Genomic DNA, 22,415 nt, shown 5'->3' with positions numbered 1-22,415 from the left:
ATCTGAAGCTAAGAATCACTTAATCAACTATCCTAACTATTATAACCTGAAAATCTGACAAACCCAACCTTAAATCTATCGAAACTTGTCATTGAAGCCTTAAATTAATAAAAGTCACACAATTACTCTTAAGGTTTCATCATGTAGAACAACTATTAATTGTAAAAATTAAAATTCAGAAAAATCAATAGCTGGTACCCAGATATTTTGTATACATCTAGGAAAACCCTAGATGTTTCCTCTTGTTTTTGGTAAAGTTAATACCAACTTCAAAGGAGGAATTATCATGGGTCAAAATTTAGCTCAAAAAATACTCTCGTCTCACTTAGTTTCCGGTGATTTAGCAAGCGGAAATGAAATAGCGCTGCGTATTGATCAGACACTTACCCAAGATGCTACAGGTACAATGGCTTATCTACAGTTTGAGGCCATGAACCTTTCTAGAGTACAAACCGAATGTTCGGTAAGTTATATAGATCATAATACACTCCAAACAGGGTTTGAAAATGCTGATGATCATGCTTTCCTGCAAAGCACTGCGGCACGGTTTGGAGCCTATTTTTCCCGCCCCGGAAACGGAATTTGTCACCAAGTTCATCTGGAACGCTTTGCTAAACCAGGCAAAACACTCCTCGGGTCAGATAGCCACACTCCTACCGCCGGTGGAATGGGAATGCTAGCTATGGGTGCAGGGGGGCTTGATGTTGCTGTAGCAATGGGTGGAGGAGCCTTTTACCTTCCCAGCCCTAAAGTCCTGCGGGTTTGGCTGACAGGAAAGCTTTCCGAATGGGTTTCTGCCAAGGATATTATCTTGGAAGTACTCCGAATCCTTTCTGTAAAAGGTGGAGTCGGTAAAATAATTGAGTATGCCGGGCCGGGAGTAAAAACCCTTACTGTTCCTGAACGCTCTACCATAACTAATATGGGTGCTGAGCTGGGTGCGTCTGCTTCGATTTTCCCAAGTGACGAACAAACTCTTCGCTTTCTTGAGGCACAAGGCAGAGGGGAAGACTATATTCCCTTATCTGCAGATGAAGATGCCACTTATGACGAAGAGCTGAAAATCGATCTATCTCTTCTGGTTCCCCTCATCGCCCAGCCCCATAGCCCTGATAACGTGGTTCCTGTAAGTGATCATGCTGAAACTGCTGTGCAACAGGTAGCGATTGGAAGCTGTACAAATTCATCCTATCAGGATCTAATGAGAGTTCGTGAAATTCTGAAGGGTAAGCATGTTCATCCAAATGTAAGCTTAGTTATTTCCCCAGGTTCACGTCAAGTATTGAGCATGCTTTCCAGCAATGGTGCCTTAACTGATCTTCTCGATAGTGGAGCACGTCTCCTTGAATCGACTTGTGGTCCCTGTATTGGTATGGGGCAGTCTCCAGTCTCGAAAGGAGTCTCTGTCCGAACCTTTAATCGAAATTTCTTAGGCCGCAGCGGAACTCAAGATGCTTCAGTCTTTTTAGCCAGCCCTGAAGTCGCAGCAGCCTCTGCCCTCACCGGCTTCATCACTGATCCCCGGACTCTGGGGCTTTCCTCCGAAGTTGAGTTCCCGGAACGCTTTCGTCTTGATGACAGCATGATTATTCCTCCCGGTGATCCCGATACAATAATTCGGCGCGGACCAAACATTCAGCCACTCCCAATTGCTCCTGCTCTCGATAATTCCCTTGATCTGCCAATCATCTTAAAACTAGGCAATAATATTACAACCGATGATATCATGCCAGCAGGATCGAAAATCCTCCCCCTTCGTTCCAATATCCCGGCAATTTCTGAATTTACTTTTCACAAGATCGATCCTCAGTTTGCCGAAAAAGCCAAAGCCCACAAGCAAAGTATGGTTATCGCCGGGCACAATTATGGTCAAGGCTCAAGCAGAGAGCATGCTGCTCTAGCACCTATGTATCTAGGGCTTCGTGTTGTTTTAGCCCAGAGCTTTGCCCGCATTCACCGTGCTAACCTCATAAATTTTGGTATCCTTCCTCTTACCTTTGTCGATGAAAACGACTTAGACCGTCTAAACGCCGGTATGACCTTGCACCTGTCTGGTCTGCATCAGTCTGTAAAAACCTCAGAGCCTTTTGCTATTACGTTAGATAACGACTCAAAGCCAGTTTGGGTTAAACACGATCTTACAGAACGTCAAGCTAAAATCCTTTTGGCAGGCGGACTTCTTAACTCGACCAGGGCTGCAATTTAACAGACCTTCTTATTTGATCTTTTATAATAAATAAAAACATGCTAAGATGTGTTATATATTAGAAGCAACTATGGTTATGGTCTTATTTTGGGGCCATGGCCTTAGTTGCAATTATGCTCAAAAATGTATACAGAATACAGGAATAGTTTTGTTTTTTGAAGTATAAATAAAAGAGGTGGATTAAAATGCTCAGTGATAAGGATCGTACCCTGCTCAAACTCATTGCTCAAGATTGTAGACTTAAACCTGAAGAGCTTTCTATTCAAACCGGCTTAACGGTGGAATATATTGAAAAGCGTATCTGTGATTGGGAAAAGGAAAAAGTAATTGTCGGCTACCAACCCATGATTAACTGGGATCGAACGGGCGATGATAAAGTATCCGCACTTATTGAAGTCAAAGTCTTACCCCAACGGGGATATGGTTTTGATAAGATTGCCAAACGTCTGCAAAAATACCCGGAAATTAAAGCACTTTATCTGATGTCAGGAGGATATGACCTATCTGTTCTGATTGAAGGAAAAACCATGCAAGATGTTGCCCTCTTTGTAGCAGAAAAATTAGCTTCATTAGAACATGTACAAAGTACTGCAACCCACTTTGTACTTCGTCGCTATAAGCAAGATGGAATAGAGCTTATGGGCGAAGAAGAGACTCTACAACGTCTGGTGGTGTCACCATGAACAATTATTTGGCAACCCATGTTGCAACCCTGCCACCCTCAGGTATCCGCAAGTTCTTTGACCTTGTAGCAACCATGAAAGATGTCATCTCATTAGGTGTAGGAGAACCGGATTTTGTTACTCCTTGGACTGTCAGAGAAAGCGGCATCTTCTCACTTGAAGAAGGACAGACCATGTACACCAGTAATGCCGGTCTTTTTGAATTAAGGGAAGAGCTATCACACCATTTATCTAAAACCCTGGATCTTTCATACGATCCTCATCATGAAATTCTCATTACCTCTGGAGCAAGTGAAGCGGTGGATCTTGTAATGCGTGCAGTACTAGAACCTGGTGATGTTGTTTTAGTACCTGATCCGTCCTACGTTTCCTATGCCCCCTGCGCTATATTAGCCGGAGCAAGTGTGAACTATGTCCCTACTTATGCTAAAGATGATTTTCGTATGCGTGTCGAGGAATTAGAACGAGTGTATACTCCAAAGGCTAAACTCTTAGTACTCTCCTATCCTAATAACCCAACCGGAGCAATCATGAATCGTGAGGATTTGCTGCCTATCGCTGACTTTGTAAGTAAGCATAATCTTCTCGTCCTTGCTGATGATATATATTCCGACCTCACCTATGATCAAACCCATGTCTCCTTTGCCAGTTTACCTGGAATGAAAGATCGCACACTATTTGTGAGCGGATTCTCAAAGTCATACGCCATGACCGGATGGAGAATTGGATATGTGGCAGGGCACCCCGACCTGATTCAAGGAATGACCAAAATTCATCAATACACTATGCTTTGCGCTCCGATCATGGGACAATTTGCCGCCATTGAAGCTTTGCGCTCAGCAACTGAAGCTAAAAACGATATGGTCACTGCTTATGATCGCAGGCGTCGTTTATTAGTACACGGCTTTAGGCAAATGGGTCTGGACTGTTTTGAGCCTTTAGGAGCTTTTTATGTGTTCCCTAATATCTCAAAGACCGGACTAACTTCGGAAGAATTTGCTGAACAACTTTTAAAGGAAGAAAAGGTCGCAGTTGTTCCGGGGACTGCCTTTGGACCCTCGGGAGAAGGACATATTCGCTGTTCATACGCCTATTCTATGGAACAGCTTCAGGAAGCACTTAAGCGTATTTCCAGTTTTGTAGAACGCAGATTAAATATTTAGCAATTAGGATTATTCCACTTTCAAATATTTTCATTTATTTTCATCTGGACCATCGATGGTATTTTTCATAACATGGAGTAAATATAATGCAAGATAGGCACGAACGCTTACCCATTCAGTGCCTATTTCGCATTTATTTTATTTATAGAGTTATTCTTACTGACTCTGTCCCCTTCTCTCTTTCTTGCTTTCCAAGATATTAAGCATATTATATAATGATGCGAATAAGATAACTGATCTATCCTTAAAGTAGAATTTATAAATTAGGGTTCTGTAATCCTCTAAAAGAAGGAGAAATCATTTTGAAAACATTAATCATCTATTCCTCCTCTCATGGTACAACAGAAAAAGCTGCTCAAATCCTCAGTGAACAACTTCAGGGAGAGGTGGAATTAATCAACTTAAAAAAGCTTTCTAACCCCAAATTAACCAACTATGATTCAGTCATAATTGGCAGCTCTATTTATGCAGGGTCTGCCAAATCAAGAGTAAAGCAATTTCTCAAACAAAACCAAACTGAACTGCTTTCAAAGGGACTGGGCCTGTTTCTTTGCTGCATGTTTGAGGGAGATAAAGCTGTATCCCAATTTGAAGCAACATACTCCAAGGAATTGAGAGATCATTCAAGGGCGAAGGGTCTATTTGGCGGAGAATTTCTTATATCCAAAATGAATTTTCTAGAGCGACAAATCGTAAAAAAAGTCGCCGGCGTAACCAGCGATGTCTCTCAGCTTAATCTTAACGAAATCAGGCTATTTGCCGAAAAGTTTAACCAGGCAGTTACTCCCTAAGATACCAAGCAAGCTTTCGCCTACTCTTGTTCTCTCTCTACATAAGGTAATACCCTAAGCGGAATTGCCCTAGCTAATGTCTGGACGTTGATCCATTGCTTAGCACTAGTTTCCTCAATCTTTCTTAGCGCTAAGTATGCATTTCTCTGGAGAACTCCCTTTCCGCGCCATCCCGCTGCAGTTATCTTAAATCGTTGGCCAAATTCACCTTTAGTCAAGTTAAGAGTTTCGATTAAATCTACGCTTCTCCTGAGTGCAGGCCGGGCAGCAGATGAGGAATCATCAGCAGTTAAAGAAGTCTGTTCCTCCTCCAACCATTTTTGATTATGGGGACATACCTCTTGACAAACATCACAGCCAAAGATTTGGAGACCCAGACAAGAAATCTCCTCGGAAGTAAGCAACTCTTTACTCTGAGTTAAATAAGAGACACATTTGTTAGCCGAAAAAGGTTCCCTGCCAATAATTTGTGCCGGACATGAAGTAGCACATTTTTGGCAATTTCCGCATAGCTGAAGAACAAGAGGGTCATCCGGCCTCAGTTCTTGATCTAGAAGAAGGAGGGCCAGTGTAACAAAAGATCCGACTCCCGGGATAATTAATTGTTGATTCCGGCCGATCCAGCCAATCCCCGCTCGTGTTGCAAATGCCCGCTCAACTAAGGGGCCAGTATCAACTTGAAAGCGACATAGCCCCAACCAATTGTTATTGACCATAGTGTCAATTAGCTCCTGCACTTTTCGAAGAACCACCCGATGATAGTCCTCCCCCACAGCTGAGCGGGAAATCACACCCTCCCCCTCTTGTGGAGATACCGTAAAGGGGAGGGGATAGGCTAAGGCAACAACCGTCTGACAATCAGGCCAAACGGCTTGGGGATCAATCCTTTGTTGGATCTCCTTACCTTCAAAAGGTGTCGCCAAATCCTGATCAACGCGAGCTTGTAGGATAGGAGCTAAACCTTCTATAGGTTCCGCAGTGGTAAATCCCACGGAGACAAAACCCAACTCCCTTGCCCATCCTACTATCATCTTTTTCCAGTGCAGCTGTTCATGCAAATCCATGGGCCTTCTCCTTGATGTAAGCAAATTTACTTCGAGGCCCTAAAAAACGCATAGGTCATGGGATCCCCTTCTTGCAGAATTTCCCCTGCCGTGACATCCCCTAGGAAGAGAGTATGGGTTCCTGCATCCAATTGACCCGTTACCGTTGCTTCCATGGTTACAAGTACATCATCCAGCAGCAGAACTCCCGATTCTCCTCGATGAACTGCTACCCCTTCAAACTTGTTAACCTCCCGACCCGTGCGATATCCAAACCCACGGGCATAGTCTTGACCGGTTTGGCTTAGTACTGAAACACCAAACTTGCCACTTTTTTGAATCAGCTCATGAGTATAGTTTTGCTTATTGATTCCAATTGCAATTCTGGCCGGTTCAGAGGTGATTTGAAAACATGTATTAGCACATTGTCCATTGTCCTTTCCATCAGCCTGGGCTGTTATAATAAACAGGCCATAGGAGATTCGGTAGAGAGCTTGACGAATTGCCGCAGGTTTATCTAACTGAGAAGTAACCGGCTTAGGTGCCACAACACCTGAGGTTGGAGGAGTAACATCCTTCTCCTCAGTGACTAGTTCAAAAAAGGTCGAATCAACTCCACAAACCGGACAGATTTCCGGCGGATTTTCGCCAGTATGTACATACCCACAAACGGTACAACGCCACTTCTTTTCCATGAAAAACATCCTCCTCTGTGTTGTGATTTATTAATAATAATTATAACTTAGTAATTTATCCAGGTCAACCTTAATCTTCTAATCAAAGTTTAAGGCAAGACTTTTCCGGGAACATCCTTTACTTTCAAGTACAATACTCAATTAAGAATGTTTTAGGGCGGGAGTCAACTTTTTACTTTAATCTGGGTTTGTGTTTATTCCAAGCCGATGATTCGGATTTACAGTAAAAGTTGTATTCTTTCTCCAGAAACCGCAAATCTGTCAGACTATACTTATCATCAAACATGACTCGCTTGCGAACCTGTTCTTTGAATTGACCGAACTGCTCAGCCTCAAGTCCTTTCTCACGGGCAAACCCCTCAAAGGATTTCCAATTCAAGAGGCCCGCACGTTCTTTGAGAAAAGTACAGGCAGATCGAATTTCACTCTGTATCCCTTCAAGACGGTATAGATTCTCCTCGGAATCCTGCTTACCGCCGAGAAAATCTGCCCTCCATAGAGTTAGGAGATTCTCCACCCTTTGTGAGTTAAAACTCTGCCCATCCCAGCCAATTTCCCAAGCAAAACGACGAGCTTTCAGGCGAGTTTTAGGACTATGTATCTCGCCCTTCAATTCACTCATAAAGGTTAAGGTTCCTTGCATATGATGCCCTACCAAAAAATGAAGTTCTCGTTCACCATTGGTTCCTCCAGGTAAAACCATACTCCAGCGAAACCTAGTTAGGAATTCTTTAACCAAACGAGCACTTTCCCTTTCATGCTGGAGGAAATGTCGTTTTCCGTTCAAGACCATTTCAAAGTGTTTTTTAGGTAAGGTTAGTACAGGTTTAATTCGTTTTACAACGATTGTATCAGGGTAATTGTCCAATCTTCCGCCGTGAACTTCTACATTTATATGTAACCAACGTTTCAGATTTTTTCCTATCAGGTTGAACTCATTGACTGAGTAGCCTCCTGCTGCCGGCTTAATCTCCCCCCAAGTATAACATTCACGACTAGCCGTTTCCCATTTTCCAATATCATGTAATAGGGCAGCCAGTCGCAATAATACTGTCGGCGGGGCATTTTTTACTACCCTACGGGTATGATCCCAAGCATCCTTGGTATGATATTGATTTTGAATAAGACCTTTCAGCCTGGCAAGCTCAGGGATATACATTTTGAAATATCCTAAGTCATCAAGAAGTCCTAAAGCATTTTCGATTTCCTCAAGCATAAGAATCTTAGCTAATTCTTCCGTTACTCGTTCTAACGCTACTCCTCTAAGGAGTGAAACTTGCTTGGCTGCGGCTTGCCAAGTATCAGGAGCGATGTCAAAACCATAGCGAACGGCAAACCTAATTAACCTCAAAATCCTGATTCCGTCTTCTTGGAAACGTTCTTCTGCTTCTCCGCATGACTCCAATCTTTTTTCCCTTAAGGCTTGGAGCCCATTTAGGGGATCTTTGATCTCTCCGGTTTTCACATCCTGAAAGATTGCATTTATGGTGAAATCTCTGCGCAGAGCATCTTTTTCCAAATCTCCGGAAAAGGTTGCAATATCAAGTCTGTCCTTACCTTGAAATAAGCTCACCGTTGGCTGATGAACCCCAATGGTATGTGGTTTATATCCCCAATCTGATAATTTATTTACGATCTGATCAAGAGGTATTATCGTAACAACATCAAGATCTTTGGAGGGAAATCCTAAGAGTGAATCACGAACAGCTCCGCCTATAATATAGACAGGGCTAAGATCACTTAGTTTTCTCAAGACCTCCTGTTGAAAAGCTGTTCCGATCATGAAATCCCTCCAATTAGCAAAGCACGGAAATTTTGGGCCCGATCTTAATAGCCCATGAACTCTCCGGTCCGTACTCTCCATCTAAATCCGATTGAATAGGGCGGTCTGTAGATATCTTAAGTTCTTTAGTTTGGAATTCTTTGATCTTTCCAGAACTTGATTTGTCTCCCCGCAAAACATTCAATAGCAATCGTATTGTTTCCGGCCAGCCCGAGGCCGGCACAATTAGCACTTCAAGCAATCCGTCTGTAAGTGAAGCTTTGGGCACAAGCTTCCTAAGCCCTCCAACTGAGTGGCCATTCACAGCCAGCAATAATACTACCTCTTCGATATAGGGTTGCCCATCTTTCTCATACTCAATACGAAATGGTCGAAAGGAAGGGAGTGTTTCAATCCCCTTAAGAATGTAAGCTAATTGTCCAAGTGTGTTTTTAACACGAGTATCCACTTTTTGTGATACGTCTGTTAATAGACCTGCACTGGCTACGTTAACAAAATATCGATCATTGACTTGTCCGGTATCCATTCTAAACACATTTCCTTTGGCGATTACCTTACACGCTTCAGGAATACTTTTTGGTAACCGCAACGCATAAGCTAAATCATTCGCAGTTCCAACAGGTAGAATACCTAACGCCGGACGTTGATCCTCCGGAATTCTAAGCAACCCATTGCAAGCCTGATGAATACTGCCATCTCCACCGGCAATGACAAATCGATCCACATCTCTGCTTTGAAATGCTATTTCTTCCATATCTTCTGGGGAGCAAGCCCTATGTACACAGACCTCATTGCCACTTTCCTGGAAGATTCGAATTACGGTATCTAGTTGGGCAGTTAATTTTCTTCGACCTGCATAGGGATTATAAACTAAACGCAATCGTTTCCCGTTCATGGACGTATAATCGACTCCTTGCTAATTGAATATCTAATGAACTTTAGTTTCATAATTATTGTAAGATAATGTCTTAATTCTTTTATTTAACTTGAGACACCCACTTCTTGTAAGTGGGTGTTCCGATTCACTCTAGCCTCTTAGGTTTTCCGGATTTAAGGCTTCAAGCTCGGGTAAGACAAAGCGCCCATCTTTTCGAACTAATATATCATCAAAGAAAATTTCTCCCCCGCCATAATCAGGTCTCTGGATACAGACCAAATCCCAATGAATGGCAGATTTATTCCCATTATTACACTCATCGTAACAAGATCCTGGAGTGAAGTGAAAGCTTCCATCAATTTTCTCGTCAAAAAGTGTATCTCTCATAGGAGTACTAATATAAGGGTTAACACCTATTGCAAACTCTCCAACATATCGCGCTCCCTCATCAGTGTTAAAAACGGATTCGATACGATCTGAATCATTCGCAGTAGCCTTGATAATCCTTCCCTTTTCAAATTCTAAAACAATATTATCATAGGTGAAACCTTGATAAAGTGAAGGTGTATTATAACTAATTCGCCCATTGACGGACTCTTTGAGAGGAGCACTAAAGATTTCTCCATCCGGGATATTCAGATGACCATCACACTTTATTGCAGGCATCCCTTTTATTGAGAACTCTAAATCGGTTCCCGGACCAACTATGCGCACTCGATCCGTCTTCTCCATCAGCTTTTTCAAGGGATCCATAGCTTTTGACATCTTTGAATAATCTAAATTACAGACTTTAAAATAAAAGTCCTCAAATCCTTCTATGCTTGTGTTAGCCAACTGAGCCATTGCAGCATTAGGATACCGCAATACACACCAGCGAGTATGGGGTACGCGCTGCTCTGAATGAACTGGTTTTTGATAATAAGATGCATATATTTTCATACAGTCATTAGGCACATCTGACCATTCATTGACATTATCTCCGCCCCGTATGCCAATATAGGCCTGCATTTCTTTCATACGCCCTCGATCCCAACGAGTCATTGCCTCAGCTTGTTCCACTGAGAGTTCTTTTAATAGTTCCCGTAGTAGGGTATGATTAATACTAGATAAAAACGGAACTCCACCAGCTCGATAGGCATAACGGACGCAGGCTTGGGCTAGTAGAATATCCGGACCCATCACTTCAATAAGAATTTTTTCGCCCGGCTGAAGAGAAATGGAATAATTAATCAAGGAATCGGCAAGTTTTTCTATGCGAGAATCTCTCACGTTAGGGCCTCCTTAGCACTCATTTCAATCTTATTACTATTCTGCACACAACATAATTTTCCTTTTTACTATTATTTAAAAGTATGTACACTCGATCTGTTTTTACTCTTTATTTTTTATCTTTAATTCCGGAGAATCCGAACTATGAACTGGGAGGACTTATGAATACACCACCCGATCTTTGGGAGTATCGTTTACAAGCGGAAGACTCCGGTCAAAAATATATGGCAATCTTACGTCATAAGTTTCACTTTTCGGTAAAATTACTACAGCATTTGAAACAAGGCGAACGGGTTTGGGTAAATGGGAAATTTTCTTATTTAACGGCCCGAGGAAAAGAAGGGGATACCCTATCCATTCAGCTTTTTTCCAGTGAAGAAGCCAATATTCAAGGCGAAGATCTGCCTCTTGATATTCTTTATGAGGATGAATACATGCTAGCCGTCAACAAACCTGTTGGACAAGTCGTCCACCCCAACCGCCGCTATCCAATAAACACCTTAGGCAATGCTGTTGTTGGTCATTGGGAACGCAAAGGAGAAAGTCGGCTCTTCCGTCCCATCCACAGAATTGACCGGAATACTTCCGGAGTTGTTGTTATAGCCAAGAACCAATTCGCCCACCAACAACTTGCTTGGCAGTTAGAGAGAGGGCATATCCATAAACGCTACCACGGTTTTGTTGAAGGGGTTGTCGAGGAAGACAATGGACTTATTGATCTTTCCATTGGATTTGCACCGAATAGCTTCATCAAGCGTCAGATCCAAGCTGATGGTATGTCGGCACGTACACTTTTCCGGGTTCTCCATCGGTATACTAATGTCACTTTTCTGGAATTCATCTTGGAGACCGGTCGCACCCATCAAATTCGAGCCCATTGTGAAGGCTTCGGACATCCATTACTCGGAGATGATCTGTACGGTGGGACTCATACACTTCTCTCTCGTCATGCCTTACACTCTTCAATGTATGCCTTTCTCCACCCTGCAACTAGGCTTCCCATGGTAATTCGAGCACCTTTTCCTAAGGATCTTCGCTTATTACTAATCAAGCTGCGAGATTTGGATGCTGACAATTGATATATCCAGGCTAGTTCTGTTTCTTGAGCAAATCTCTAATTTCCATAAGAAGCTGTACTTCCATACTTGGAGTTGATGGAGCTGCGGCTTCTTCCTTTTTTTCTTCCCTCTTCAGAGAATTGATTAGTTTGATGATTAAAAAGATCGAACCTGCAATAATTAGGAAGTCAAAGGTTGTCTGAATGAAATTACCTATGTTAAGGGTAACGGCATCCTGAGTGACATTTCCTGACCCGTCAAAAATAGCATCCTTAAGTTTTAGTTTAATATCTGTGAATTTTATGCCTCCTACTATAACTCCTAGAGGAGGCATAATAATATCGGCTACAAGTGATGAGACAATCTTCCCGAAGGCCCCGCCTATGATAACCCCAATGGCCAGGTCCACAACGTTTCCCTTTGTGGCAAATTCTTTAAATTCATTGATAACGCTCATAATACCACTCCTTTTAAATTGGTATTACTAGCTTAACCGATATTATAAAAGTGTCTATTTTTTTATTAAATATTTCAGCAATTACTGTAATTCACGAATCATTCACAACAAAAATAATGACCTTGTAATTAAAAATGTTTGGTTTTATCAAATTTGGGGAACATAAGACAAGATCATAATAGGAGGTTGATAACAAATGGATGTATTTTCAAAAGTTCTATGGCGAATTTCCAAACTCAGAAATTGGTTTATGCTAAGATATATTATTATTCGAAAGCGTTGGAAGGTCTAATGTCTAGGTCTTTTTAGGTCTTTTTAGGTCTTTTTAGGTCTTTTTAGTCCTGTTCAGTTAGAATTAAGGGCTTATCCTTAGTTACAGCAATAGTATGTTCATATTGAGCTGAAAGACTGCCATCTATAGTTCTGGCCGTCCACCTATTAGAGTCAATCTTCAAATGAAATCTTCCCAAGTTAATCATAGGTTCGATGGTAAAAACCATGCCCTCTCGAAGCCGCTCTCCTCTATGGGGTCGACCATAATGGGGAACCTGCAAATCTTCATGCATTATTTGGCCAATCCCATGTCCCATAAAGTCTCGCACAACAGAAAAGCCCTCTGATTCTGCGTGAGTTTGTATGCTATGGGAAATATCTCCGATTCTATTGCCGATAATCGAAGCCTCTATTCCAAGATAGAGGCATTCTTTCGTAACCTTTAACAGCCTTTCTGCTTCCTGCGATATTTTGCCCACGGAATATGTCCAAGCAGAGTCTGCCAGCCACCCTTTCAAATTCACCACCATATCAATTTTTACAATATCTCCATCCTTCAAAGGCTTATTGGTCGGAAATCCGTGACAGATCTCATCATTGACTGAAGCGCAGGTAGCATATGGATACCCTTTATATCCTTTTTGTTCCGGAGTTGCACCATGGGAACGAATAAAATTCTCGGCAAATTCGTCAATTTCCAAGGTAGTCATTCCAGGCCGAACTATGGAACGGATTTCTTTGTGACAAGCCGTCAGGATTTTTCCTGCTTCCGCCATATATCCAATTTCTTTCTCAGTTTTGATGATAACCAATCTTATACCTCCTCAAGAAAACTCATTTTGTTAACTAACTTTTGAGCCTTCCCGTTCGAATTTGTCTAGTATATCGGAACCTGCAGATTTATTGTCTGTCCAAATACCTATTATAATACTTTATAGAAAGCGCATGCAAACATGCTTCACAAATGCAATAGCCACAATTCCTTCTCAAGGATTGTGGCTATTGACTTTATTACCGTAAATTATTCTTTAGATCCACCTTGAAAAACTTTCATAACAAGTTTTAACAGTTCACCAAAGATTATAATGCTGAATGTGAATCCAATAATTTTAAACCATATAGCCAAGTCAAGAGGTACGGTTTTAAAGACATTTCCACCGAACTGTGTTACTAGAACCTGAACGAGGAAAGTTAGAAATACAACCCCTACCATCATTTTGTTTTTAAGAAGATTTGGGAAGATGCTCCTTGACCCAAACTCTCGACTGTTAAAGGCATTCCACAGCTGGAAGAGTACGAAGGAAGTGAACACGATCGTCGATTGTTGTGCCGCAGTCCCGCCAAGTAATTGAGTGTCCATGAGCAGGATCAAGGCTGTTACAATAAACAGACCATTAGAAACGATTTTAAACAGCATATCTTTAGTTACAATGGAAGCATTTCTCTTAATCGGCTGCTTTTCAAGCAGATGATCTCTCGGTGGCTCTAAGCCTAATGTTAAGGCCGGAGGACCATCCATAATAATATTTACCCAGAGTAATTGTAAGGTGGTAAAAGGCATTGCATACCCCATAACTTCTGCCAAGATCACTGTGACAAAGGCCACGACATTGACCGTGAGCTGGAACTGAATAAAGCGCTGAAAATTCTCGTAAATACCGCGCCCCCACTTAATTGCCTTAACAATTGTGGAAAAAGAGTCATCCAACAATACTATATCCGAAGCTTCTTTAGAGACTTCTGTGCCTGCTATTCCCATGGCAACTCCAACATCAGCGGCCTTTAAAGCAGGTGCATCATTAATACCATCACCTGTGACAACCACAGAGGCATTGAGTTCCTGTAAAAGCTTTACTACTCGCATTTTTGCCGTTGGGTTAGAACGAGCGATTACCACAATGTTAGGTAGCTTGGTTTTCAACTCTTGATCACTCATAGCATCAATGTCAGTAACTTCTAATACCAAGGAGTCCTGCTTAACAATTCCTAACTGAGTAGCAATAGCTCTAGCAGTGTTAATGTTGTCTCCTGTTAAGATTTTGACAGAGATGCCAGCTTGCCGGCAATTAGTAATTGCTTCTTTCACATCGGAACGCAACGGATCTTCGATTCCCACGAATCCCGTATATATTAAATTCTTTTCCACATTATAAATATCTTCCCACTGAGGCTCTTCACTAAAATCATTAAAGGCAAAGGCTAGCACCCGTCTGGCATTATCCTGAAGCTGAGTTATCTTTGCTTCAATCTCTTTAATATGCTCTGGAGTCAAAGGGATAATAGCACCCTTATAAAGAATCCGATTGCAAATGCTTAGTACCTTTTCTGGGGAACCCTTGGTATAGAGTCTATAACCCTTCGTTGTTTCATAAGCAATGGACATCATTTTTCGAGCAGAGGTGAAATTGTATTCACTCACAGGCTCACTGTGCTCTTTGCGATAATGCAGATAGTTAATATTATTCTTGTCAGCACATACCAGCAGAGAGCATTCCGTCGGATTTCCTAAAAACTCATATTTTCCATCTTTTTTAGAAATATCAGCTGTAGAGTTAAGACAGAAATTCTCCAGCATTTCTTCATTTCGCAGCTGATCTACTGCAATCTCTTTACCGTCCGCCCAAACTTCAACGACTGTCATCTTGTTTTCTGTTAATGTGCCGGTTTTATCTGAGCAAATAACATTTACAGATCCAATGGTTTCACAAGCAATAAGTTTGCGCACTAAGGCGTTATTTTTAGCCATTTTTTGCATATTGAAGGCTAAGGTAATGGCAACCATCGTCGGCAATCCTTCAGGCACAGCGGCAACGATAAGGGCTACAGAAGTAACAAAGGCATCTTTAATTCCCGGAAGGGCAGCACTTAGATTATCAAACACCAAGATACCCTGGTTATACATCTTGAAAACTTCGAAAAGGAAGATTGCAGCCGCTACAACCGATCCAATTATCGAAATTCTTTTGCCCAGATCAGCTAATTTTTGCTGAAGCGGAGTTTCAGAGGTCAATTCACCTTTTAATTCGTCAGCAATCTTGCCCATTTCAGTTCCATCGCCAATTGATGTTACAATCGCGACGGCTCTTCCTTCAAGCACCATAGTCCCTGAATACAGCATATTTTTACGTTCAGCCAGAGGGCAATTTTCTCTTTCGATCTTCAGAGTGTTTTTAGAAGCCGCTTCAGCTTCTCCCGTGAGCATAGATTCGTCGATCCCTAAACTTGATGCGTGAATGACACGAGCGTCCGCAGGAACCTTATCACCTGTTTCCAGGTGGATAATATCTCCAATTGTCAGTTCACTTTGTGCTAGGAGAACGATTTTTCCCTCACGGACAACTTTGACATGGACATCTTCACTTAGCTTAGATAATGCTTCAAAAGCTTTATCCGATTTGCCTTCTTGAATAATTGAAATTGAGGTCGCAATCAGTACGGCAACAAAAATCCCGATGCCATCTACAATGTGGCCCATAGCTAAGGATATTAACCCTGAAATCAAGAGAATGAGAATCAAGGGCTCCTTCAAACTTTCAAATATTTTTTTTAAAAAACTTTCCTTTTCTTTAGGAGTAAAAAGGTTCTTCCCATACCGTTGGATTCTAATATCAGCTTCTGCCGCTGATAGACCCATCTCTTCATTACTCTTTAATTCAGAGATGACTTCTGCAACTTCCCTTCGGAAATAATCCATAACATAGTCCTCCTTGTTTTAATTTTCATCTCATATCTAGTTTTAGTATTCTATAGTATTTACGAAATAACCACTCCTTACTTTGTTTTGGCAACGTGTTTATATAATAAACAAAAAAGACTTTTAACATAGCCTAATGGCCATGTTAAAAGTCTCGTTACCGAAATCGGCTTACAAAGACAGGCAAGTCACCTTACCGGGTATGTTGCCTTTGTAATTAAACTACTCCCTCTTAACAAGATCAGTGTACCTCAAATAGGATAGCTTGTCAAATATTCTTGATTTAGAATTCTAGGTCAATTCCTTTATGCTACTAAACAACGCTCCTATTAGTCGATGAAATCCATGGGGGTTTTGTGCAGGTACCCTATATTGTTTGTTAATCTCTAACTGAACCGCCGGTATAGCCAATTCCCGGGCTGCGTAATTAGCCACCGTGTTGGGCCCAGAGGCAGCAAAATAATCATAGGATATCTTCGACAACCCATAGTTTCGTAGGTTTTTTTCAATAATTTCTATTATGTTTTCTTTGCCCAAAAGATTTTTTCCGTAATTAATTCCTAAATCAACGTCAAACTCTCTTTCTCTAGCAGCACCATGAATGTCTAAAATGAATTTCACTTTGTTGGCGACGCAAAAATTAGAGATTCTTTCTTTGTAAATACAAGGATCATCAGAATTGGGATCTCCTCCATAGAGCTTAGTTGTTGCTATGGCATGACAACCAGTAAGCTTATGTAATAGATAGACAATAGAACCTGTAAATTGGTCGGACATTTTTATCTTCTTTTGCCTAAAATGTCTTACAGCATGAGGTGCCGAAACTAAAACAGGCAAATCCCCAACATTGAACCAAAAGGGCTCCTCCTGTTTAGGGTTAATACGTTTATCAGTTTTATAAAAATGTATCTTTTCTATATTCACTGCTTCTTCGTTGAGGCGCCCCCGGTTAAACTCATTAAGAACCTCTTCATATTTATCCATAATTCTTACCCCCACAGGTTCATTGTTTGAGTTTCTTATAACCTGTTATACTCAGTCTGGCGATATGATCTCGATGTTCATTAAACACATCCACATTGTAATTAGCAATATTTTTAGAACTAGAAAGTTCTTTGGCCTCAGCTATCAAGGACTTTCCTTTTGAGGCCATAAAGTAAGATATATTAGAATTTATTGCCACGGTAACATTACCTGTAGCGTTGGCAGCAGCCGCAAAGGCAAAATCAGCCAAAGTAAAAATTACGCCTCCTTGGATAATGTCCACACCATTTAGATGCTTATCCGAAATTTCCATCTGGGTTATAGCATAGCCTGGCTCTACTTTTATTATCTCTATCCCTACATAGGCTGCAAACCTATCATTTTTCATAAGTTCCATTAGATCACTATCCATGACGGTTCTCTCCCCTGTCAAACTATTAATAAAGCATTCAACCTTTTTCCGAAACAAGTAGCTCTTATATTCAGATCTGAGGTTACACCTCTAAGTATAGATTTTTTCCACAAGAGTAGCAATCAGATTCATGAATACGCCTGTAATTAATAGGTCTTTAGTCCCATACTCTTGGGACTAACTGTCTATACTTTTTCAATTTAGTGAATGTTACTATGGACTAAGATTATGTATTCGGAGGGATCTCTTTGCTGTGGCATAAAATTAATACCAAAAAACAAAACCTAATTATTATTGGCGGAACCATCATATTCTCTCTGCTTGTTGTTGGAATAACTAATCTAATTGTACACATGGGATAAGATAGGCATTTATGTATAAAGCGAACCCCCTAAAGAGAACGGTCAGAGCCTTCTTCTTTAGGGGGTTTTAGATATCCTCTGGTCAGTTAAAGAAACACAAAGATTAAACGAGCGCATGCGAGAGTTTAAAATTAATAAGTCTCTTCAAAAACTTCAAAGTAAGCTTGCGGATGAATGCATGCCGGACATTCGTCAGGTGCACTAGTTCCTTCATGAACATAGCCGCAATTTCCACACTTCCAAAGTTTACTTCCATCTTTCTTAAATACTTTGCCATTTTTGATGTTCTGAGCCAGTTTATTATATCTGGTTTCATGCCGTTTCTCAGCCTCAGCAATCATCTTAAAGGCAAGGGCAATCTCCGGATAGCCTTCTTCTTCTGCGACCTTGGCAAATTCCGGATATAATTCACTCCACTCTTCATTTTCCCCACTTGCTGCGGCCAACAAATTGTCTAGGGTTGTACCCTGAGCAACAGGAAAAGAGGCACTTATTTCTAGAGTGGCAGGAAGTTCATTCTGGAAACCAGCTAACAAAAATTTATAAAATCTTTTTGCATGTTCTTTTTCATTATCGGCAGTCTCAATAAATATGTTCTTTATTTGCTTATACCCTTCTTTATCCGCTACTGATGCGTAATAAGTATAACGGTTACGTGCCTGAGATTCCCCTGCAAATGCTTTCATTAGATTCTCAGCAGTTTTAGTCCCTTTTAAACTATTCATCCAAAAAACCCCTCACTTTGTTTTCTTTAAGCTAGTGCTGCTAATAGTAAACGCCTTCCAATAACTTTATTCATCTACACCAACTAACGGCGTATTTAAAATTATTACAAATACATTATATTTTTAAATAACATATACGTCAATACAAAATTATACATTTTGTTTCTATGAATGGAAAAAACTTTCTTATTTACAGTTCACTCATTGCCTTTAAGGCTTGTAAATCTATGATTCTAAAAGTTGACAAGTGGAAATCAATAACTCCCTCCTCCCTCATTTTGCTCATTTCCCTTGACATAGATGGTCGAGAAACATTTAAGAAATCCGCCAGTTCGTTGCGATTTAACGCTAATTCTATTTCTTTGCTTCCAGATTTGTTGTAATGTTCAAGTAAAAAAGAACATATTTTCCCTCGGATACTTTTTATCGTTAAGTATTCAACCTTTTTGTTCAATACTATTGCTCTTTCAGAGATTACTCTTAAAAAGTTTTGTATAAAAATCCTGTGCCAACTGCACATCTGATCACAATCCCCGACAATCTTATTCCTTGGTAAGAAAAGAATCTCACAAGCTTCCTGGGCCTGAACCGTTGCAGGCCATGTCGTCATACTCGAAAATGCAACTATCTCACCGAAGATATCTCTCTCCTTTAATAGAGTCATTACAATTCTATTTCCTGAAATACTTTCTTTACTAACTGTCGCGGTTCCTTTAAGGACTACTCCAACATTTTCATAGGTTTGACCACTGGTGACGATATAATCGCCCTTTTTATAGATTCCTACTCTCGGCTTTAAACAATTCAGCATATTGGCAATGCCCGTTCTCTCAATACCGTAAAATAAACTTACATTTACGATCACGTCAAAGTATTTTTCTAACATCGTCTTCACCGGCCTATTCTGTATCTCCAGATACCGATTTTGTATCTATCATTGTAATATAATGAACCTGCAAATAACAATTAAACAGGGGGAATAATAATGTTAAGAAAAATTATCAAAATAGATGAAGAAAAGTGTAATGGGTGTGGGTTATGTGTTAACGCCTGTCATGAAGGTGCTCTACAGTTAATAGAGGGCAAAGCTCGCCTCATATCCGAAAGCTACTGTGATGGTCTTGGCGACTGTCTGCCTGAGTGCCCTACGAAAGCTATTATACTTGAGGAAAGAGAAACCGTAGAGTACGATGAGGAAGCTGTCAAGAAACATATAGAAAAGAAACAACAGCCTGCCAATCCTACTCCATGCGGTTGTCCGGGTACTCATGCCAAACTACTTGTTAACAAACAGGATAATGCTACTCCAGTTCCATCAGAAAGCACGCAATCACAGCTCGCTCAGTGGCCCTGCCAGCTAAAATTAGTTCCTGTAACCGCACCTTATCTCGATAACGCTCATTTACTAATAGCAGCAGATTGTACAGCTTTTGCCTATCCAAATATCCATCAAAAGTTCATGCACAATAAGATCACCTTGATAGGCTGTCCGAAGTTAGACGATGGCGATTACTCTGAAAAACTTACTGCCATATTAAAACAGCACGAAATCAAAAGTCTATCAGTTTTACGAATGGAGGTTCCCTGCTGTGGTGGTATCGTTCAAGCCGTAAAGAAGGCACTTATAAACTGTGAAAAACTTATCCCTTGGAATGTGGTTACCATATCAACGGACGGAAGGGTTATCGAAGAATAGTAAATAAGAGTTATAAGACCCACAGCAAATTGTCCTGTGGGTCTTTATAAGATTGGCCGATTCGTACTCTACATTTTCTGTACTTGGAAATCCCTATTGATTTTCTCCCATTTTTTCAGATAAGAGCTGGTTACCACTTCCGATGTTGTCCATGTCATTTTCCCGAATGTTTCTATCAGGAACCCATCCTTTCTTACTATGCACTCCATCACAAAAGGGGCGGTTTTCGGAAAATCCGCAGCGGCATAAGGCTATACGACCGCCTTCCTTTAACACTTTCCCATCAATCCCTATTAGAAGAGCCGAACCTTCAACCAAAAGCGGCCCGTTCGAACATACTTTTATCTTAACTTCTGATGGATTCCTATCCTCATAGTTAAGATTGCCAACACCATTAGCCCTTTGCGCATTAACTTTCGAACCCTTGGGCAGGGAGTATCTTAAAGCGCCTGAGGGACATTGATCTATAGCCCTGATGATTTCCTCGGGTTCTGCGGCATCCACGTTAACCCAGGGACGTTGTTCAAGGTTAAACACCTTTGGCAAAAGCCTCAAGCACGTCCCAGGATGAGCACACAATTCCGGATACCAGTGAACTATGATATGTTCATTTCTATATTCTTTCATAGAACTTAATTCCCTTCAACAATTATTCATATAAATTCACCTAATTCTATCATAACTACCCTTAATTTACCTTATTTTTTTATTGTAAATGGTCTTGGGACCGATTGCCTGAATAAGTATAGACGCAAAAAACCGCACTTAAAGTGCGGTTAAATTCTTATGGAGCGGGTGATGAGAATCGAACTCACGTAGCTAGCTTGGAAGGCTAGTGCTCTACCATTGAGCTACACCCGCAGGTGTGGTAGCAGGGGGGGGATTTGAACCCTCGAATGAGCGGGTATGAACCACTTGCCTTAGACCACTTGGCTACCCTGCCATGGCTCCCCGAGTAGGACTCGAACCTACAACCTACCGGTTAACAGCCGGTTGCTCCACCATTGAGCTATCGAGGAATATATTTTATGGCGGAGAAGGAGGGATTTGAACCCTCGCGGCAGTTACCCACCCTAACGGTTTAGCAAACCGTCCTCTTCAGCCACTTGAGTACTTCTCCAAAACAATCATTTTTGGTGCGGAAGACGGGACTTGAACCCGTACGGAGTTACCCACACGCCCCTCAAACGTGCGCGTCTGCCAATTACGCCACTCCCGCATTAGCTGGAGCCATTGACCGGGATTGAACCGGTGACCTTATCCTTACCAAGGATACGCTCTACCAACTGAGCTACAACGGCATGTGATTTTTAGTATGGTGCGCTCGGAGAGATTCGAACTCCCGGCCTTCTGATTCGTAGTCAGACGCTCTATCCAGCTGAGCTACGAGCGCATTTTTGGAGCGGGTGACGAGATTCGGACTCGCGACTTTCACCTTGGCAAGGTGACACTCTACCACTGAGTTACACCCGCGAATTATGGTGGGCCATCCGCGACTCGAACGCGGGACACCCTGATTAAAAGTCAGGTGCTCTAGCCGACTGAGCTAATGGCCCATAATTTATGGCTGGGGTGGGAGGATTCGAACCTACGAATGCCAGAGTCAAAGTCTGGTGCCTTACCGCTTGGCGACACCCCAATGTATAATGGTGGGCAGGGATGGATTCGAACCATCGTACCTCGCGGAACAGATTTACAGTCTGTCGCCTTTAACCACTCGGCCACCTACCCAAAACCTACTTTTTAATGGCGACCCCGATCGGACTTGAACCGACGATCTCCTGCGTGACAGGCAGGCATGTTGACCACTACACCACGGGGCCTAGTCATTTTAAAGTCTTAGTAAGTCCATCACTTTAAAAAATGAATTACTAAGCGTTATTGGTGACCCGTACGGGATTCGAACCCGTGTAACCGCCGTGAAAGGGCGGTGTCTTAGACCGCTTGACCAACGGGCCACTATTAAGAGATAAATAGTCTCTCAAAACTAAACAACAGCTGTTTCCAATGAGTTGCCGATCCCTCGGCGTGAGTCTTGCGACTCGTTATTGATCTTTACATCGAACTTGGTTTTTCAACCTCATCCTCAGAAAGAATCGACCAATAGGATGTTCGTTTAAAGCCTAAGCTCTAAACCGTTCTCCTTAGAAAGGAGGTGATCCAGCCGCACCTTCCGATACGGCTACCTTGTTACGACTTCACCCCAATTCCTGTAACTTATACCAATATGACGCTGCCGACGAA

The 22,415-nt window shown here is 41.6% G+C and carries 19 protein-coding genes, 13 tRNA genes and 1 rRNA gene; 6 read left to right on the top strand and 27 right to left on the bottom strand.

Annotated elements, in window-relative coordinates; translation table 11 throughout:
• Positions 1-286 precede the first annotated feature (286 nt).
• From DP73_RS21850 to DP73_RS21835, 4 genes are all read left to right on the top strand, one after another.
• Positions 287-2,206, top strand: coding sequence for an aconitate hydratase (locus DP73_RS21850; RefSeq protein WP_034602520.1), 1,920 nt, complete (start codon positions 287-289; stop codon positions 2,204-2,206).
• Between the two features lie 185 nt (positions 2,207-2,391).
• Entirely contained in the window at positions 2,392-2,889 is a 498-nt protein-coding gene (locus DP73_RS21845) for an Lrp/AsnC family transcriptional regulator (protein ID WP_034602516.1), read from the top strand.
• Positions 2,886-4,052 (top strand): aminotransferase class I/II-fold pyridoxal phosphate-dependent enzyme, encoded by a 1,167-nt coding sequence (locus DP73_RS21840; protein ID WP_034602515.1) that lies wholly within the window; start codon positions 2,886-2,888, stop codon positions 4,050-4,052. Before DP73_RS21845 ends, DP73_RS21840 begins: the two co-directional genes overlap by 4 nt.
• A gap of 302 nt (positions 4,053-4,354) precedes the next feature.
• Positions 4,355-4,843: a flavodoxin domain-containing protein gene (locus tag DP73_RS21835; RefSeq protein ID WP_034602513.1), complete on the top strand. Its 489-nt coding sequence runs from the start codon at positions 4,355-4,357 to the stop codon at positions 4,841-4,843.
• A 20-nt stretch (positions 4,844-4,863) separates the two neighbouring features.
• Here DP73_RS21835 and queG read toward each other — a convergent pair whose 3' ends face one another.
• The 5 genes from queG to DP73_RS21810 form a co-directional block, all read right to left on the bottom strand.
• Entirely contained in the window at positions 4,864-5,907 is a 1,044-nt protein-coding gene (gene queG, locus DP73_RS21830) for a tRNA epoxyqueuosine(34) reductase QueG (protein ID WP_034602511.1), read from the bottom strand.
• A 26-nt stretch (positions 5,908-5,933) separates the two neighbouring features.
• The gene (locus tag DP73_RS21825) at positions 5,934-6,581 is read right to left on the bottom strand and encodes a flavin reductase (RefSeq protein ID WP_034602510.1); all 648 of its coding nucleotides are present in this window, start codon (positions 6,579-6,581) and stop codon (positions 5,934-5,936) included.
• 172 nt (positions 6,582-6,753) lie between these two features.
• Positions 6,754-8,364, bottom strand: coding sequence for a CCA tRNA nucleotidyltransferase (locus DP73_RS21820; RefSeq protein ID WP_034602509.1), 1,611 nt, complete (start codon positions 8,362-8,364; stop codon positions 6,754-6,756).
• Between the two features lie 13 nt (positions 8,365-8,377).
• Positions 8,378-9,259 (bottom strand): diacylglycerol kinase family protein, encoded by an 882-nt coding sequence (locus DP73_RS21815; RefSeq protein ID WP_034602508.1) that lies wholly within the window; start codon positions 9,257-9,259, stop codon positions 8,378-8,380.
• Between the two features lie 132 nt (positions 9,260-9,391).
• Entirely contained in the window at positions 9,392-10,510 is a 1,119-nt protein-coding gene (locus DP73_RS21810; RefSeq protein WP_034602507.1) for an aminopeptidase, read from the bottom strand.
• A 161-nt stretch (positions 10,511-10,671) separates the two neighbouring features.
• Here DP73_RS21810 and DP73_RS21805 point away from each other — a divergent pair, with 161 nt between their 5' ends.
• Entirely contained in the window at positions 10,672-11,589 is a 918-nt protein-coding gene (locus tag DP73_RS21805; protein ID WP_034602505.1) for an RluA family pseudouridine synthase, read from the top strand.
• Between the two features lie 10 nt (positions 11,590-11,599).
• On the opposite strand, the gene mscL is transcribed toward DP73_RS21805, so the two are convergent.
• The 7 genes from mscL to DP73_RS21770 form a co-directional block, all read right to left on the bottom strand.
• Entirely contained in the window at positions 11,600-12,025 is a 426-nt protein-coding gene (mscL, locus tag DP73_RS21800) for a large-conductance mechanosensitive channel protein MscL (RefSeq protein WP_034602503.1), read from the bottom strand.
• A gap of 335 nt (positions 12,026-12,360) precedes the next feature.
• Entirely contained in the window at positions 12,361-13,110 is a 750-nt protein-coding gene (gene map, locus DP73_RS21795; RefSeq protein WP_034602500.1) for a type I methionyl aminopeptidase, read from the bottom strand.
• A 209-nt stretch (positions 13,111-13,319) separates the two neighbouring features.
• Positions 13,320-15,992 (bottom strand): calcium-translocating P-type ATPase, PMCA-type, encoded by a 2,673-nt coding sequence (locus DP73_RS21790; RefSeq protein ID WP_034602497.1) that lies wholly within the window; start codon positions 15,990-15,992, stop codon positions 13,320-13,322.
• 291 nt (positions 15,993-16,283) lie between these two features.
• Complete coding sequence (locus DP73_RS21785) at positions 16,284-16,979, bottom strand: hypothetical protein (RefSeq protein ID WP_128751462.1); 696 nt, start codon at positions 16,977-16,979, stop codon at positions 16,284-16,286.
• A 16-nt stretch (positions 16,980-16,995) separates the two neighbouring features.
• Complete coding sequence (locus DP73_RS21780) at positions 16,996-17,388, bottom strand: PaaI family thioesterase (protein WP_034602491.1); 393 nt, start codon at positions 17,386-17,388, stop codon at positions 16,996-16,998.
• A gap of 493 nt (positions 17,389-17,881) precedes the next feature.
• Complete coding sequence (rbr, locus tag DP73_RS21775; protein ID WP_034602489.1) at positions 17,882-18,475, bottom strand: rubrerythrin; 594 nt, start codon at positions 18,473-18,475, stop codon at positions 17,882-17,884.
• 190 nt (positions 18,476-18,665) lie between these two features.
• Positions 18,666-19,361, bottom strand: coding sequence for a Crp/Fnr family transcriptional regulator (locus DP73_RS21770; protein ID WP_034602487.1), 696 nt, complete (start codon positions 19,359-19,361; stop codon positions 18,666-18,668).
• 99 nt (positions 19,362-19,460) lie between these two features.
• Between DP73_RS21770 and DP73_RS21765 the strand changes: the two genes are divergently transcribed.
• A complete protein-coding gene (locus DP73_RS21765) occupies positions 19,461-20,171 on the top strand; it encodes a 4Fe-4S binding protein (protein ID WP_034602486.1) in 711 nt (236 codons plus the stop codon).
• Between the two features lie 93 nt (positions 20,172-20,264).
• Here DP73_RS21765 and DP73_RS21760 read toward each other — a convergent pair whose 3' ends face one another.
• The 15 genes from DP73_RS21760 to DP73_RS23755 form a co-directional block, all read right to left on the bottom strand.
• A complete protein-coding gene (locus DP73_RS21760; protein ID WP_165574446.1) occupies positions 20,265-20,798 on the bottom strand; it encodes a (4Fe-4S)-binding protein in 534 nt (177 codons plus the stop codon).
• A gap of 160 nt (positions 20,799-20,958) precedes the next feature.
• Positions 20,959-21,032 (bottom strand) — tRNA-Gly (locus tag DP73_RS21755).
• 5 nt (positions 21,033-21,037) lie between these two features.
• A tRNA-Met gene (locus tag DP73_RS21750) sits at positions 21,038-21,114 on the bottom strand.
• Position 21,115: 1 nt separating this feature from the next.
• A tRNA-Asn gene (locus tag DP73_RS21745) sits at positions 21,116-21,190 on the bottom strand.
• 10 nt (positions 21,191-21,200) lie between these two features.
• Positions 21,201-21,291, bottom strand: a tRNA-Ser gene (locus tag DP73_RS21740).
• A gap of 14 nt (positions 21,292-21,305) precedes the next feature.
• A tRNA-Leu gene (locus tag DP73_RS21735) sits at positions 21,306-21,390 on the bottom strand.
• A 6-nt stretch (positions 21,391-21,396) separates the two neighbouring features.
• Positions 21,397-21,472, bottom strand: a tRNA-Thr gene (locus DP73_RS21730).
• A 15-nt stretch (positions 21,473-21,487) separates the two neighbouring features.
• Positions 21,488-21,564: transfer RNA gene (locus DP73_RS21725), tRNA-Arg, on the bottom strand.
• Between the two features lie 5 nt (positions 21,565-21,569).
• Positions 21,570-21,644, bottom strand: a tRNA-Gly gene (locus tag DP73_RS21720).
• A gap of 6 nt (positions 21,645-21,650) precedes the next feature.
• Positions 21,651-21,727 (bottom strand) — tRNA-Lys (locus DP73_RS21715).
• Between the two features lie 8 nt (positions 21,728-21,735).
• Positions 21,736-21,810, bottom strand: a tRNA-Gln gene (locus DP73_RS21710).
• 8 nt (positions 21,811-21,818) lie between these two features.
• A tRNA-Tyr gene (locus DP73_RS21705) sits at positions 21,819-21,902 on the bottom strand.
• A 16-nt stretch (positions 21,903-21,918) separates the two neighbouring features.
• Positions 21,919-21,994: transfer RNA gene (locus tag DP73_RS21700), tRNA-Asp, on the bottom strand.
• A 59-nt stretch (positions 21,995-22,053) separates the two neighbouring features.
• Positions 22,054-22,129: transfer RNA gene (locus DP73_RS21695), tRNA-Glu, on the bottom strand.
• A gap of 190 nt (positions 22,130-22,319) precedes the next feature.
• Positions 22,320-22,415, bottom strand: a 16S ribosomal RNA gene (locus DP73_RS23755); the annotation flags it as partial.

It is taken from the genome of Desulfosporosinus sp. HMP52, assembly GCF_000765145.1.
Lineage (GTDB): Bacteria > Bacillota > Desulfitobacteriia > Desulfitobacteriales > Desulfitobacteriaceae > Desulfosporosinus.
The sequence above is the reverse complement of the archived record's forward strand: the minus strand, read 5'-3'. Positions and strand labels throughout refer to the sequence as shown.